Raw genomic sequence first — 12,829 nt, forward strand, 5'->3', positions numbered from 1 at the left:
AGGCCGGCAGCGGCGATGACGCCCCCGGCCCCCGGGCCCCCGGCCCCCCGGCCGCCCCGGCATCGCGCTGCCGGAGCGTCCATGGGAACTCCGCCTCGTCAAGCAATAGGGGGCACTTGGGTCACTTCTTGCCCTTCAGGGCAGCCACATCCTTGGCCAGCCCCGTCACCTGGGTGGTGAGTACTCCGATCTGCTTGCTCAAGGCTGCCAGGCCGTCCGCGCTGCCGGTGCTGCCGTTCCGGTGAGCCGCGCGGCTGCGCACTCGGGCGATGCCGGTGGGTACGCCACTGATCTGGATCCCCACCTCGTGCCACGCCGCCAGTACGGCCGCCTTTTCGGTGCTGTCGGCGCCGTACAGGTCTTCGGCCTTGTGGTAGGTGGTGTTGGCGAAATCCTGGAACTGGGTCTCGGCGCTGGAGGCCTTGAGTGCTTCGTACCAGATGGCTCCGGCCGCCTCCCACGCGAATCCACCGATGCCCGCGGCGGTCAGGTAGAACGCCTTGTTGGGAATGCCGGAGTTGATGTGTACCCCGCCGTTGTCGCCTCTTTCGGAGTTCGGCAGGTGGACGAACCTGCTCATGTGGTCGGGCTGCGGGTCCTTGCCGAACAGGGCGTTGTCGTACGCCTGGCCCGGGGCCTTCATCGACCGCAGGGCGTCGGCCTCGATCCCGGGGGTGAACACATCGGGACCGATCAGCCAGTCCGCCTCCTCGGCCGACTGCTTGAGCGACCACTGTTTGACCAGCGAGCCGAAGACGTCCGAGGCGGATTCGTTCAGGGCACCCGGCTGGTCGTGGTAGGCGAGGCCCGCGGTGTTCTCGGTGACTCCGTGGGTCAGCTCGTGGGCGATGACATCGAGGGATCCGGTGAAATCGGTGAAGACCTTTCCGTCTCCGTCGCCGAAGACCATCTGTTGCCCGTCCCAGAAGGCGTTGTTGTACTGCACGCTGAAGTGGACGTATCCGTCCAGGCGCATCCCGCGGTCGTCGATCGAATCGCGGTTGAACACCTCGTGGTAGAAGTCGTGCGTCGTGCCGAGGCCGTTGAACGCTCGGTTGACCGCGTCGTCCGTCGATGCCGGTCCGTCTTCCGACCGGGCCACGACCGCCGAGGGAAGCAGTCTGCCGTTCTGGCAGTCGAAGACGGTCCGCCGTCCGTTGCCCGGGGTGGCGGCGCCCGCGAATCCCGCCCGAATCGTTCGCTCACCGCGCAGTCCGGCGGTGGTCAGCAAGGTGTCCAGTGCCGATTGGTGGACTTCGCTGTTGTCGCTGCGCAAGAGCTTTTCCAGAAGGTGCGGGGGAATGATGCAACTGATGCGGCAGGTCCTGGTCATGGGGTGCCTCTGCAAAGAGGAGCGACCGCGAGGGCTCGCTCATCCGGTGTTTTCGTGTGGTTGTTCCGCGGGTTCCGGAGCAACCCTGCCTGTCCCGACTCGGGGTGGCGGTGGTGGACGGTGACCCTGCTTGGAGGGCGAAGTGCCTTACGGCCGCGGGTTGTGCGGTACGCGCGCGGTCCTCGTTTCCGCTGTGTGCATGACTGCCAGCGGTGAAGGCGTATCTACTTCGAGTATCCCTTCGCGGAATGCGACTTGCACCCCGAGCGGGGTGTACTCCCGTGCCACGTGCACCGACGCGGAGAGGTGGTGCCAGACGTGCCGGTACGTCCCCGCCTCGTGCCGCCGGAAACGCGGTGGAAGTACGGGCGGCGGGTGCTTAGTGTCGCGGGATGAGTACTCGTACCTTCCGTATCACCGTCCGGGGCGTCTTCAGCGAGCTCAGCGCCGATCAACGGGCCGAGCTGCTGGCCCGTGCCGCGGATCATGATGTCCTTCAGGCGGCCTTCACTTCCGAAGGGCACCTCAGCTACGACCTGGCCGCGCGATCCGCCTTCACCTTCCGTTTCCTCGACTCGGGGGAGGAAGAAGAAGACATCCTGGCGGCGACCGAACGAGCCGAACGAGCCGCGAAGGCGTGGCTGTCCGAGCGCGGCTACGGCTATGCCAAGCTCAGGAGCAGTGCCGAGGACCTTTCCCAGGCCCCGCTGGGCAAGCGGCAGCGCCGCGCGGCGGCCCAGCAGAGCGTCTGAGAGCGCTTCGGCACGGGCGCGCCGGCGCCTTCCCATTACCCCCAGGCCGTGAAGGCCTCATCGGCGAGACCGGTGCTCGCCGATGAGGCAGGCCGATAGGCGATAGGCCGATGAGGTCGACGATCGCTGCCGGGGGTCCGGTAGGGACCCGGTGTGGCTGATGGTCCCTGGCCGCGTCGAACAGCTCGCCGTCGGGTCGCTTCCCGGTGCGGCCGTCGCCGCCCGGCCTGATACGGCCCGCTCTCCTGCTCCCCGCGCCCGGGTGGACCGGACGCAGACGCCGCCCGCGATGTCCGGGCATTCCTGCCTACTGCTGCCTCGCCCCGTCCGCTCCGTACCGGAGGCCGTCGAGGAGCAGGTCGAGGAGACGGTCGGCCCGTTCGCGCTGGTCCGGAGCGCTGGTGATCAGCGCGACGCCGGCCAGGCTGAAGCCGACATCCAAGGGGCCGATGTCGGAGCGCACCAGACCGGCGTCGGCACCGGCGTGCAGCAGTGTGGTGAGCGCGGTACCGAGCTTGTCGAGGGTCTCGGCGAAGGGGTCCGCGCCGGATGCGACCGCGGCCCGCAGGGCGTCCGCCATGCCCTGCTTGGCCGCCACATAGTCGATGAAGTGATCCATCCACAGCCGCAGTGCCCGGTCCGGGGCATGATCGGCGAGCAGTGTCGTGGCGCTGTCGCAGACGCGCGCCAGTTCGTTGCGGTAGGCCGCCTCGACCAGTGCCTCGCGGGTCGGGAAGTGGCGGTAGAGGGTGGCCGAGCCGACGCCTGCGGCCTTGGCGATCGTGTCGATCGCCACATCGGGCCCCTTTTCGGAGAAGGCGCGCACGGCTGCTTCGAGGATCCGCTCGCGGTTGCGGCGGGCATCGGCGCGCAACACGCTCGGCTTGGTGGTCAAGGCTGTTCCCTTCGTCAGGGACCAGTCTAGCTGGACAACCGGGGAGGTCCCCGTTTACCGTGGTGGATAACCGGGGAACTCCCCGGTTGCGGGTGTCGGCCCGTCGTGCTCCCATGCAAGGAAGACCCTCATGACCTCCCCCAAGACGGTTCTGATCACCGGTACGTCCTCCGGTATCGGCCTGGCCGCCGCCATCGGCGCCGCCCAGGCGGGCTGGACGACCATTGCCACCATGCGCGAGACGGGCAAGGCCGAAACCCTGCTCAGGACCGCCGCCGAAGCGGGTGTCGCGGACCGGATCCAGGTGAAGCGCCTGGATGTGACCGACTCCGCCGGCATCGCCCTCTGCCTGGACGAGGTCATCGCCGAGCACGGCCGCCTCGACGCCCTGGTCAACAACGCCGGCGCCGCCCACGTCGGCACCATCGAACAGAGCAGCCTCGACGACGTCCGCGCGGCCATGGAGGTCAATTTCTTCAGCGTGGTGGCGGTGACCAGGGCAGCACTGCCGCACCTACGTGCCTCCAAGGGCCGGGTGATCACCGTCACCAGCGTCGGCGGCGTCGTCGGCCAACCCTTCAACGAGGCGTACTGCGCGGCCAAGTTCGCGGTGGAGGGTTTCATGCAGTCCCTCGCGCCGGTCGCCGCCACCGTGGGCGTCGATGTCACCGTGGTCGAGCCCGGCGCGGTAGCCAGCGAGTTCGTCGCCAATCTGGGCCTGGACATCGCGGCGCAGCTGGCCGCAGCCGGGCCCTACGGCCCGGCGCTCAAGGCCTACATCAACCGCACCCGCCAGTCGTTCTCCACCGCCCAGACCTCGGCCGAGGCAGCCGCCCCGATCGTCGAGGCCCTGACCGCTGCCCGCCCGCCCTACCGCGTCCAGACCTCGCAGTGGGCCCGCGACTTCGTCGCCACCACCCTCGCCGACCTCGACGGCTCCGCCGTCCAGAACCTCACCGGTACCTGGGTGCGCTGAGCGCCCCACGGGCTCGGTGGGTGCACCGGCAACGCCGTACGCGGCAGCCCGTACAACGCCCCCGCACATGGGCGCCACAACGCCACCCGCACCCCGCCCCACCGCGACCAGCGACCAACGCCTCCGCCGAGGTGGGGCCCGCAGCGCACCGTACGCATAACCCACCAGTCACACACCGCGGGAACGACCCGCACCAGCAAGGAAGATCACCATGGAACTCCGCACGCTTGGCAGCCAGGGCCTGACCGTCTCCGTCGAAGGACTCGGCTGCATGGGCATGAGCGCCTTCTACGGCCACACCGACGAGGCCGAGTCCCTCGCCACCATCGACCGCGCCCTGGAATTGGGCGTGACTCTGCTGGACACCGCCGAGAGCTACGGCCCGTTCCGCAATGAGCAGCTCCTCGGGAAGGCCCTCGCGGGCCGCCGTGACCAGGCCGTTCTCGCAACCAAGACGGGGATCGAGTTCACGGACGACGGGACGCCCCGCGGCCACAACGCAAGCCCCGCCTACATCCGCCATTCCCTCGACCGCTCCCTGCGTCACCTGGGCACCGATCACGTCGACCTGTACTACCTGCACCGGGTCGACCCGCAGGTGCCGATCGAGGAGACGGTCGGCGCCATGGGCGAGCTGGTGGACGCCGGCAAGGTCCGTTACATCGGCCTGTGCGAGGTCGCCCCGCAGACCATTCGCCGTGCCCACGCCGTACACCCGATCACGGCGGTTCAGACCGAGTACTCGCTCTTCGAGCGCGGCATCGAGGATGACGGGGTCATGGCCACCCTGAACGAGCTCGGGATCGGCCTGGTCGCCTACTCGCCGCTCGGACGCGGCTTCCTTTCCGGTGCGATCACCAGCCCCGACGACTTCGCGGCGGACGACTTCCGCCGCACCGACCCGCGCTTCCAGGGCGAGAACTTCGGCCGCAACCTGGCCGTCGTCGACCAGGTCCGCCGCATCGCCGCCGCCAAGCAGGTCTCGCCGTCCCAGCTGGCCCTTGCCTGGGCGCTGCACCAGGGAGCGGTCGCCATCCCCGGCACCAAGCGCCGCCGCTACCTGGAGGAGAACGTCGCCGCCACCACCGTGACGATCACCGACGAGGAACTGGCCGCCATCGACGCGGTCGCCCCGCGCGGCATCGTCTCCGGCGACCGCTACGCCCCCGAACTGATGCAGACCCTCAACGGCTGAGGCCGGGGGCATGCCCGAAGGGCGGACCGGACACCGCCCAACCGGGCCGCGCCGCGTCGTCCCGGCGGCTGGGCGCGCACTGGTGACTGCGTCGTCCGGGTGGGATCGGGACGTTGGACGCGGGAGAATCAGGAGGCCGGTACGTCCGGGGTCCTCGCGACGTCCGGGGCGTTCGGCCGCCGGGCGAGCAGCACACTGGCGATGATGATCCACAATCCCGATACGAGGAAGGCGAAGAAGCCGACCCAGGGGATGAACATCAGCACACCGAGCACGATGCCGGCCCAGCCCAGCCAGCGCGGCAAGGGCGTCCCTCTGCGCGCTGTGTCCAGGCCGGCGGCGAGCAGCATGGTGCCGATTCCGCCGACAAAGGGAATGAAGAGGTCATTGCTGATGACATTCATGGCCTGAAGGGCAGGCCCGCCGACTTTCTGCTTGTCGCTCGCGTCGATCAGCGCGAGTGTCACCGCCGATCCCAGCCAGAAACCCGCGGCCGACAATATCCCTCCGGCGAAGGCGACTTGGGGCAGCCAACCGTGCCGGTCGGACTCGGCGAGGTGGTGCCGAAGACTACCGGCGAAGAAAACCAGCAGGACGCCCGCCAGGATCAACAGGTACAGGGAAACTGCCTGCCGCGTGTCGTGCTCCTGGTAGAACAGCCTGATCTGCGGCCCGGAATCCCCTATACCCGGCGTATCGCCACCCACACCGAAAGCGACGGCGATCAGAACAACGGCCACGAGGCCGGTCAATGGTCCGAGACGCATCGGAAGCCTCCGATCCGGGCATTCGGATACTGTTCTCAGCGTTCCACGCAACCTGTGAGCAGGCAACTCGCCGCTGCCGCGGTGTGCTCCCGCGGTCCGGGGCCTGGCTGGGGGAGGTCGGCGCGCTACTGAGGGCGCAGGTCACGCGGGCCCATCAGCAGACCGACCCTGCGCCCCGGCCTGCTGGTAGAGCGTCACCAGGAGGCCGTGCACCGGCTCACCCTCCGCATCCTCTTCCGTCTCGTCGACCAGTGCGGCCAGCGCTTCGGCGAGCCGCGCTGCCTTGGCCGGGCTGAGGCGGATGTGGCGCAGTGTCAGGAGGTGGTCGGCGGGGGAGCGGTCCAACTCCTGAGCGACGGCGCCGAACAGCGCGGCCGTGCCCTCGGCCTGCGGTTCGGCGACGAGCAGTCGCTCGGCGGTCCGCCGGTAGTACTTCTCGGTGCCACCACGCACCCGTCGCGTTCCCGCGTCCTGGACCAGCCCCGCCTCGCACAACACCCTGAGGTGGTGGGAGACGCTGCCCTTGTTCGCTCCCAACTGCGCGGCGAGACGGCTGATCGTCGACGGCCGGCTGCTCAGGGCGAAGAGCAGTCGCTGGCGCAGGGGGTGGGCGAGTGCGGTGTGCTGCAGAGGCGTGCTGATCCGCTGGACGCCGTCGTCTGGTTGGTGGCTCACCAGATCAAGCGTTAAGTACGGTTGACGCTTTGGCAAGGCGCTGGTCTACTCCCTTCCATGATTTCCACCACATCGCCACGTGCGTTGGACGCCGTCGCCATCGTCGAGTCGATCGCCGACCTGGTCTGCGAGAACTACGTCTTCCCCGATGCCGCCCGGCAACTGGCGGACCTGCTGCGCCGCCGGAGCGCCGAAGGCTCCTACCGGGCCGTATCCGCCGAAGAGTTGGCCGAAGCCGTCACTGCGGACCTGCGGTCCGTCAACGGCGACCTGCACCTGGCCCTCAAGTACCACGCCGTGCCGGTGCCGGCTGAGCAGGGCGCGGCGGCACTCGACGCGATGCGGAGAGAATTCGACGCCTCTCTGTGTGGTGTGCCGCGCGTTGAGCTCCTCGACGGCGGCGTCGCGGTCCTGGAGATCGCACCCAAGGTGTTCCCGCTGGACTGGGCGGCGCAGCCGCTGACCGCGGCGCTCTCCCTGGTGGCCCCCGCCCGCGCCCTCATCCTGGACCTGCGCCGCAACACCGGTGGCGATCCGGACACGGTCGCCTTCATCTGCGGTTATCTGCTCGACGGCCGGACACACCTCAACACCATGGTCTCGCGGCAGGGGAAGGTGGCTGAGCAGTCCTGGACGCCCCCGTTCGTACCGGGTGCCCGTTTCGGTGGCAGCAAGCCGCTCTCCGTGCTGACGAGCGGAAACACCTTCTCGGCGGCCGAGGAGCTCGCCTACGACCTGCAACAGCTCGGGCGCGCCGAGATCGTCGGGGAGGCCACCCGGGGCGGTGCGCATCCGCGCGAGGGCTGGACGGTGCACCCGCACCTGGAACTCAGCGTGCCTGTCGCCCGCGCGGTCAACCCGGTCTCGGGCACCAACTGGGAGGGCACGGGAGTCCAGCCCGATGTGCTGTGCGACGCCGAGGCGGCGCTCGACCGGGCGCTGCGTCTGACCGTGGCGCGCTTGACCTGACGGGCGCTGCGTCTGACGGTGGCGCGCTTGACCTGAGTTCATTCGCTTGGATCAGCGGGCGGACCGGATGAAGACGCCCGCGGTGTGGAGTCCGGTCGGGGAGACGGTGACGGTCTTCTCCGTGCGGGTGGCCGGCCTGACCAGTCCCCAGTCCAGGACCCCGTCGGCCCTCTGCGTTGGTTCAGGTTGCAGTTGGTTTAACCCGTTCGGCCTGCCTCTCGACGCACGTTCACAGCAACCCTCCTAGGGTCGAATCGACCTCTCGGGGATCGTGATCGTGAGGAGACTCCTGTGGATCGTCGTGCCGGCGCGGCCTGCATAATGCTGGCTTTCGCTTCCTGTGCTCTGTCTTCCGGCACTGCCCATGCGCAGACGGATCTGGACTGTAGTGACTTCCGCTCCCAGGAGGAAGCGCAAGCCGTCTTCGACAGGGACCGCAGTGATCCCTTCCGGTTGGATGAGGATCACGACGGAATCGCCTGCGAGACATTGCCCAGGAGGGGCACTGTCCTGCCCACGCCGGCACCGTTCGGCCCCACGGCGATACCTACTCGTGGTGCTCAGGGTGGGTTGGGGGGCACCTCAGAGGCCGGCCCCGGCAGGCTTGAGATCGGGGCGGGTGTGGTCCTGGTGACTGGCGCCGCGGGTATCGGTTACATCGTCCTGAGGCGACGGCGCCAGGTGTGAGTGTGGTGTGTTTCGTCAGCGCAGGGCGGCGGTCGGGCGCCGTTGGTGCGGGGGAGTGGGTGACACAAACGTAACAAAGACGACGCCCTGTGTGGGGAGGCGACATCCGGCCAGGGAGCCTCTCGCGAAAACGCCTCGGAGGACCCCGGCGGGCGTCGTCAACCCCGATGTCGGGTAGGCCGCGCCTCCCACCGATGCCGTTCCCGTGGACGGAGCGCTGAGAACGCTGTGTCATGCTGACCGGCCACGGCGACCGTGCTCGCCATCGCTGCAATCAAAGGGAATTTCGATGCGCTTCCCATGGCGCCGACGGCCGGTCGGGCACTCGCGGCGGCTCCTCGACATCGCGGGTCTCAAGCCTGGATCGGTGGACAGCACCGACGATCCCGAGGTCTGCCGACAGGTCGCCTTCCGGGCGGCCGAGCGGGACGACGGCGTGACCGTCGAAATCCTGGCGTTCGTAGAAGAACTGCTGGAGGACGGGGCTGAGTACGAGTTCGTTGTCGCGTTCCTCGAAAACCTCCAGAACCTCGTCTCCCACGGCCTCGACACGTTTCGGTCGTCCGACGAGATACGCGGGCTGCTCGGACCCCGAGGCGTCATCTGCTGGGACACCGTGGCAGATTTCTGGGCGGGGGTGGCCGACTGGCGAGTACGCAACGGCGAGCCACTGGAGTCTTCGGCCCAGATCCTCGGAGTCCAGAACGAACAGTTGTGGATGCTCCTGTGGACGGCGAACAGAACCCTGGCCACGGGCGAGAAACTCGGGATCGCTGATGCTGTGCGCTACGAGAAGGCCGTCGGGTCGACCATCCCCGGGTACAGCCATATCTCGGTCGCGCTGCGCATGGCGGGGCAGGGCTGACGCTGACGCCTGACCCGGCAATGGGGGAGCGGGTGTGTCCGGCGACCGCCCGCCATGAGACGGACCCCGCTCCGTGCAGGAGCTAGGTGGGCGCGGTCGCCGACCCATGGCCCCGAACTTGCCAACGCCCGGGACCTGTCGACCCTATCCCGCCGTTCTCCGGTCCCGGAAGCGGGTTTTCTGGTGGCTGGACCCATGCAGCTGGTCTTCCTGGCGTATACGGCCCCGCCCATCACCCCGACCGACCCGGCGGCGCTGTCCGGCACAAGTATTTGACCTTCAGGTCAAGAACCCTGCTACGGTAGTGCCATGGGCAGGCCTAAGCAGTTCGATCCGGACGTGGCGGTGGAGCGCGCGATGGACGTGTTCTGGCGCAAAGGGTATGCGGCGACGACGCCGCAGGACCTCGTGGACGAGATCGGCATCGGCAAGGGCAGCCTGTACAACACCTTCGGCAGCAAGCACGCGCTGTTCGAGCGGGCGTTGGCGCGCTACCGCGACTCGCAGGTCGCGTGGCTGACCGCACTCCTCGACCATCCCGGTTCGGCGAAGGACCGGCTGCGGGGCGCACTGGAGGCGCTGGTCGAGCTCGACCTGGGCGACCCGGATCGGCGCGGCTGCATGGCGGTCAACACCGCTGCGGAGTCCGCCCTTTCCGACGCCGAGACGGCCGACACCGTACGCAAGATGTTCGCGCGGACGGAGGGCGCGTTCCGGGCGACCGTTGAGGAAGGTCAGCGAGCCGGCGAGATCGACGGCGCTCGCGACGCGGCAGCGGTGGCCGCCTGGCTGCTCGCGACGGTGATCGGTATGCGGGTGCTGGCGAAGACTGCCCGGGATGCCACGCAGTTGAGGCGAGTCGTGGACGCGGCGATGGAGTCCTTGTAGTCAGCACAGTTCAGCACTGCCGGTTGGCGGGGCGTGTCGGCCGGGGCTCCTTTTTTGTGGACTTGTTTTGTACCTGTAGTTCAAAAATCTGCAAGGAGATCTGACATGGAACTCAATCTCGTAGGGAAGACGGCGGTCGTCACCGGGGCCAGCCGAGGGGTCGGCCTCGCGATCACGCGGCAGCTCGTCGCCGAGGGGGTCCAAGTCGTCGGCGCGGCCCGCACGATCACCTCCGAACTGAAGGAGACCGGGGCCCACCCGGTCGCAGTCGACCTGAGTACGCCGGAAGGTGCCGAGGAGCTGGGGGCGCAGGCGCTCGCGGAACTCGGCGGCGTGGACATCCTCGTCAACAACCTGGGCGGCGGGGACGCGTTCAACTTGGACGGGTTCCTCGCGACCGACGACGCCCTGTGGGCGCAGAGCTTCGAAGTCAACCTGTTCGGCACGGTCAGGGTCACTCGCCGACTGCTGCCGAGCATCCTGGAACGCCGCGGCTCGATCGTGAACATCTCATCGATGAGCGCGCGTCTGCCGGGCACGGGCCCGATCGAGTACGGCGTCGCGAAGGCGGGTCTCAACGCGTTCGGCAAGGCGCTGTCCGAGGAGTTCGGACCCCAGGGCGTACGCGTGAACACCGTCTCGCCCGGCCCGACGCGTACGGGCATGTGGGAGGACGACGACAGCTTCGGCGCCCGCCTTGCCGAGGCCCATGGCGTCGGGCACCAGGACTTCGTGTCCGGGGTGCCTGCGGGGATGGGTATGACCACCGGCCGCATGGTCGAACCCGACGAGGTCGCGGCCGTCGTCGCGTTCCTCGCCTCGGACCGCGCGGCGAGCATGACCGGCGCCGACTATGTCGTCGATGGCGGTGGCATCAAGACGGTGTGAGGCTCACGGCGGGACGAACCCATGGGCTCGGGACCCGGACTGACGGCAGGTCTTGGGGCATCCGGTGAACCGGGAGGCGTTCTACCGCCGGACCGCCGAGATCAGCCCGCCGGGCCCTTCCTCGGACTGCGGCGGGGAGCTCATCGGGCGCCCGTAGGCGGCAGCGCGCTCGCGCAGGGTGTGACTGTCGGCCTCCCAGCCGTGCCCGGCCAGCCAGCCCACCGGGTCCTCGAGCATCTCCGAGATCCACATGGACGCCGCAGACCCCGGCGCCGCGTCCGCGCCGAAGCGCTCGATCACACCGCGCGAGCCCAGCGTGAGCCCCATCCAACTGCCTGCCGTGGACTGCGTGCTGATCCGGGACAGCAGGAGCTCCACCGCGTCATCGGGGAGATAGATCAGTAGTCCTTCGGCGATCCATGCGGTCGGCAGGGCCGGGTCGTGTCCTGCGGCGGTCAGCGCGCCGGGCCAGTCCTCACGCAGATCCACCGGGACGGCGATCCGCTCGCAGCGCGCGACGGCCCGCTCCTGGCGCAGCACCGATGCCTTGAAGTCCAAGGGGGCGGCGGTATCGACCTCGAACAGCCGGGTGCCCTCGGGGCAGTCCATCCGGAAGGCCCGGCTGTCCATGCCGGCGCCGAGCAGCACGACCTGCCGGACCCCGGACGCGCAGGCCTGCTCCAACAGATCGTCGAGAAACTTCGTCCTGATGATGATGGAGAACGACACGGCCAGCCGGCGGCGACGCGCGGCCTCGTCGTCGGGCAGTGGCGGCGAGGACGGCCACAGACCCCCGGCGGCGGCGAAGGCCTGGGCCAGTGGGTCGCGGAACAGCGCGTTCTCCCGCTCGGTCTCCAGCGCCCGCACTCGGGCCACCCCGACCGCCGTGGCCCACACTCCCGACGGCTGCACCCGCTGCTCATCAGTCACCGCGCCAGCCTAGATGACCGATTTCAGGGGCTCTGATGGGGGAGCCGGTTTCGGACGCCGTCAGTGACGCGGCACGGATACGCCGTCAGTGACGCGACACGGACACGTCGTCAGTGCCCTGGCACGGACACGTCGTCAATGCCCTGGCACGGACACACAGCCAGCGCCCTAGCACGGACGACGTCGCCGCAAGAACGCGCCCCATCAAGGCCTTTCGGGCTTACGGGCCAGCAGGCAGGCGTGCGGCCTGTTCACCCGACCCCCGGGCTCCTGCTCCAGCCGTGCGGTGACGACGAGTCCGGCCTCGCCCAGCAGGCCGACCAGGTGGCCCAGGGGCAGAAGGTGCGACTCGTAGGACACGGGACGGCCATAGCCATGAGTCGGCCGCAGCCGTTCATCGCCCACATAGTCTCCCCAGAGCAGGAAGCCGCCGGGCGCGAGCGTGCGGTGGAATTCAGCGAACACCGCCGGCAGCCACTGCGGGGGCGTGTGGTGGGTGGAATACCAGGCCAGGATGCCGCCGAGTTCGTCGTCCCCCGTCTCCAGGGCCGTCATCGAGCCCTCGGTGAACCGCAGGTCCGGATAGGCCTGACGGGCCAGCCCGATCATTTTCGGTGACAGATCGACGCCGAACGCGGACACCCCCAGCCCGGCCAGGTGCGCCGTCACCCGGCCGGGGCCGCACCCCAAGTCTGCGACCGGCCCCAGACCGGCCGTCCGTACGAGTTCGGCAAACCCCGCCAGCATCGCGCGGGACAACGGGTCCATCTCCGCTGGAGACGGGACGCGTTGGACGTACTCGTCGGCGACCGTGTCGTATGACTCCCGGACAGCGGTCAGAAAGGAGGGCTCGGCCATGCGGGCGACCCTAAACCATAGAACTGACAGGCGGTGGCGCGAGCTTGTTGACCTGCCTGGTATCCACCGACGCAGCCCGCCCGACCGTCACCCCGCCGAACCTTTTCACCACCCGCTGGTGATCGGCCGTTTGGGGCGGGCGCCGGGTGGG

At 68.9% G+C, this 12,829-nt stretch carries 14 protein-coding genes; 8 read left to right on the plus strand and 6 right to left on the minus strand.

The genetic code is table 11. The features are described from left to right. Positions 1 to 121 precede the first annotated feature (121 nt). The gene (locus tag ACJA3G_RS15810; protein WP_406553613.1) at positions 122 to 1,276 is read right to left on the minus strand and encodes a M4 family metallopeptidase; all 1,155 of its coding nucleotides are present in this window, start codon (positions 1,274 to 1,276) and stop codon (positions 122 to 124) included. Between the two features lie 449 nt (positions 1,277 to 1,725). Here ACJA3G_RS15810 and ACJA3G_RS15815 point away from each other — a divergent pair, with 449 nt between their 5' ends. Continuing rightward, a complete protein-coding gene (locus ACJA3G_RS15815; RefSeq protein ID WP_406553614.1) occupies positions 1,726 to 2,085 on the plus strand; it encodes a DUF6204 family protein in 360 nt (119 codons plus the stop codon). 307 nt (positions 2,086 to 2,392) lie between these two features. On the opposite strand, the gene ACJA3G_RS15820 is transcribed toward ACJA3G_RS15815, so the two are convergent. Next, on the minus strand, positions 2,393 to 2,980 hold the full coding sequence (locus tag ACJA3G_RS15820) for a TetR/AcrR family transcriptional regulator (RefSeq protein ID WP_406553615.1): 588 nt from the start codon (positions 2,978 to 2,980) through the stop codon (positions 2,393 to 2,395). A 130-nt stretch (positions 2,981 to 3,110) separates the two neighbouring features. On the opposite strand from ACJA3G_RS15820, the gene ACJA3G_RS15825 reads away from it, so the two are divergent. Both ACJA3G_RS15825 and ACJA3G_RS15830 read left to right on the plus strand, forming a co-directional pair. After that, a complete protein-coding gene (locus tag ACJA3G_RS15825; protein ID WP_406553616.1) occupies positions 3,111 to 3,956 on the plus strand; it encodes an SDR family NAD(P)-dependent oxidoreductase in 846 nt (281 codons plus the stop codon). Positions 3,957 to 4,167: 211 nt separating this feature from the next. Beyond that, complete coding sequence (locus tag ACJA3G_RS15830) at positions 4,168 to 5,151, plus strand: aldo/keto reductase (RefSeq protein WP_406553617.1); 984 nt, start codon at positions 4,168 to 4,170, stop codon at positions 5,149 to 5,151. Between the two features lie 128 nt (positions 5,152 to 5,279). On the opposite strand, the gene ACJA3G_RS15835 is transcribed toward ACJA3G_RS15830, so the two are convergent. Both ACJA3G_RS15835 and ACJA3G_RS15840 read right to left on the minus strand, forming a co-directional pair. After that, a complete protein-coding gene (locus ACJA3G_RS15835) occupies positions 5,280 to 5,903 on the minus strand; it encodes a hypothetical protein (protein ID WP_406553618.1) in 624 nt (207 codons plus the stop codon). 156 nt (positions 5,904 to 6,059) lie between these two features. Further along, on the minus strand, positions 6,060 to 6,593 hold the full coding sequence (locus tag ACJA3G_RS15840; RefSeq protein ID WP_406553619.1) for an ArsR/SmtB family transcription factor: 534 nt from the start codon (positions 6,591 to 6,593) through the stop codon (positions 6,060 to 6,062). Positions 6,594 to 6,650: 57 nt separating this feature from the next. Between ACJA3G_RS15840 and ACJA3G_RS15845 the strand changes: the two genes are divergently transcribed. The 5 genes from ACJA3G_RS15845 to ACJA3G_RS15865 all read left to right on the plus strand — a co-directional run bounded on the left by ACJA3G_RS15845 (position 6,651) and on the right by ACJA3G_RS15865 (position 10,890). Then, positions 6,651 to 7,562 (plus strand): S41 family peptidase, encoded by a 912-nt coding sequence (locus ACJA3G_RS15845; RefSeq protein WP_406553620.1) that lies wholly within the window; start codon positions 6,651 to 6,653, stop codon positions 7,560 to 7,562. Positions 7,563 to 7,883: 321 nt separating this feature from the next. Beyond that, positions 7,884 to 8,249 carry an excalibur calcium-binding domain-containing protein gene (locus ACJA3G_RS15850; RefSeq protein ID WP_406553626.1) on the plus strand — a complete coding sequence of 122 codons (366 nt, stop codon included), beginning with the start codon at positions 7,884 to 7,886 and terminating at the stop codon, positions 8,247 to 8,249. A gap of 289 nt (positions 8,250 to 8,538) precedes the next feature. Then, entirely contained in the window at positions 8,539 to 9,114 is a 576-nt protein-coding gene (locus ACJA3G_RS15855) for a hypothetical protein (protein ID WP_406553621.1), read from the plus strand. A gap of 309 nt (positions 9,115 to 9,423) precedes the next feature. Then, positions 9,424 to 10,002, plus strand: a complete 579-nt coding sequence (locus tag ACJA3G_RS15860; RefSeq protein WP_406553622.1) for a TetR/AcrR family transcriptional regulator — start codon at positions 9,424 to 9,426, stop codon at positions 10,000 to 10,002. A gap of 105 nt (positions 10,003 to 10,107) precedes the next feature. Continuing rightward, entirely contained in the window at positions 10,108 to 10,890 is a 783-nt protein-coding gene (locus ACJA3G_RS15865; RefSeq protein WP_406553623.1) for an oxidoreductase, read from the plus strand. Positions 10,891 to 10,971: 81 nt separating this feature from the next. Here ACJA3G_RS15865 and ACJA3G_RS15870 read toward each other — a convergent pair whose 3' ends face one another. Both ACJA3G_RS15870 and ACJA3G_RS15875 read right to left on the minus strand, forming a co-directional pair. Beyond that, on the minus strand, positions 10,972 to 11,820 hold the full coding sequence (locus tag ACJA3G_RS15870; protein ID WP_406553624.1) for a class I SAM-dependent methyltransferase: 849 nt from the start codon (positions 11,818 to 11,820) through the stop codon (positions 10,972 to 10,974). A gap of 204 nt (positions 11,821 to 12,024) precedes the next feature. Beyond that, positions 12,025 to 12,678: a class I SAM-dependent methyltransferase gene (locus ACJA3G_RS15875; RefSeq protein WP_406553625.1), complete on the minus strand. Its 654-nt coding sequence runs from the start codon at positions 12,676 to 12,678 to the stop codon at positions 12,025 to 12,027. Positions 12,679 to 12,829 lie beyond the last annotated feature (151 nt).

Origin of the sequence: Streptomyces sp. YS-3 (assembly GCF_045257485.1) — a bacterium.
Lineage (GTDB): Bacteria > Actinomycetota > Actinomycetes > Streptomycetales > Streptomycetaceae > Streptomyces.

Bases quoted from the DNA above. Each gene is read 5' to 3' on its own strand.
- ACJA3G_RS15815 (WP_406553614.1), top strand. From the start codon at position 1,726: ATGAGTACTCGTACCTTCCGTATCACCGTCCGGGGCGTCTTCAGCGAG.
- ACJA3G_RS15825 (WP_406553616.1), top strand. From the start codon at position 3,111: ATGACCTCCCCCAAGACGGTTCTGATCACCGGTACGTCCTCCGGTATC.
- ACJA3G_RS15830 (WP_406553617.1), top strand. From the start codon at position 4,168: ATGGAACTCCGCACGCTTGGCAGCCAGGGCCTGACCGTCTCCGTCGAA.
- ACJA3G_RS15845 (WP_406553620.1), top strand. From the start codon at position 6,651: ATGATTTCCACCACATCGCCACGTGCGTTGGACGCCGTCGCCATCGTC.
- ACJA3G_RS15850 (WP_406553626.1), top strand. From the start codon at position 7,884: ATGCTGGCTTTCGCTTCCTGTGCTCTGTCTTCCGGCACTGCCCATGCG.
- ACJA3G_RS15855 (WP_406553621.1), top strand. From the start codon at position 8,539: ATGCGCTTCCCATGGCGCCGACGGCCGGTCGGGCACTCGCGGCGGCTC.
- ACJA3G_RS15860 (WP_406553622.1), top strand. From the start codon at position 9,424: ATGGGCAGGCCTAAGCAGTTCGATCCGGACGTGGCGGTGGAGCGCGCG.
- ACJA3G_RS15865 (WP_406553623.1), top strand. From the start codon at position 10,108: ATGGAACTCAATCTCGTAGGGAAGACGGCGGTCGTCACCGGGGCCAGC.
- ACJA3G_RS15875 (WP_406553625.1), bottom strand. From the start codon at position 12,678: ATGGCCGAGCCCTCCTTTCTGACCGCTGTCCGGGAGTCATACGACACG.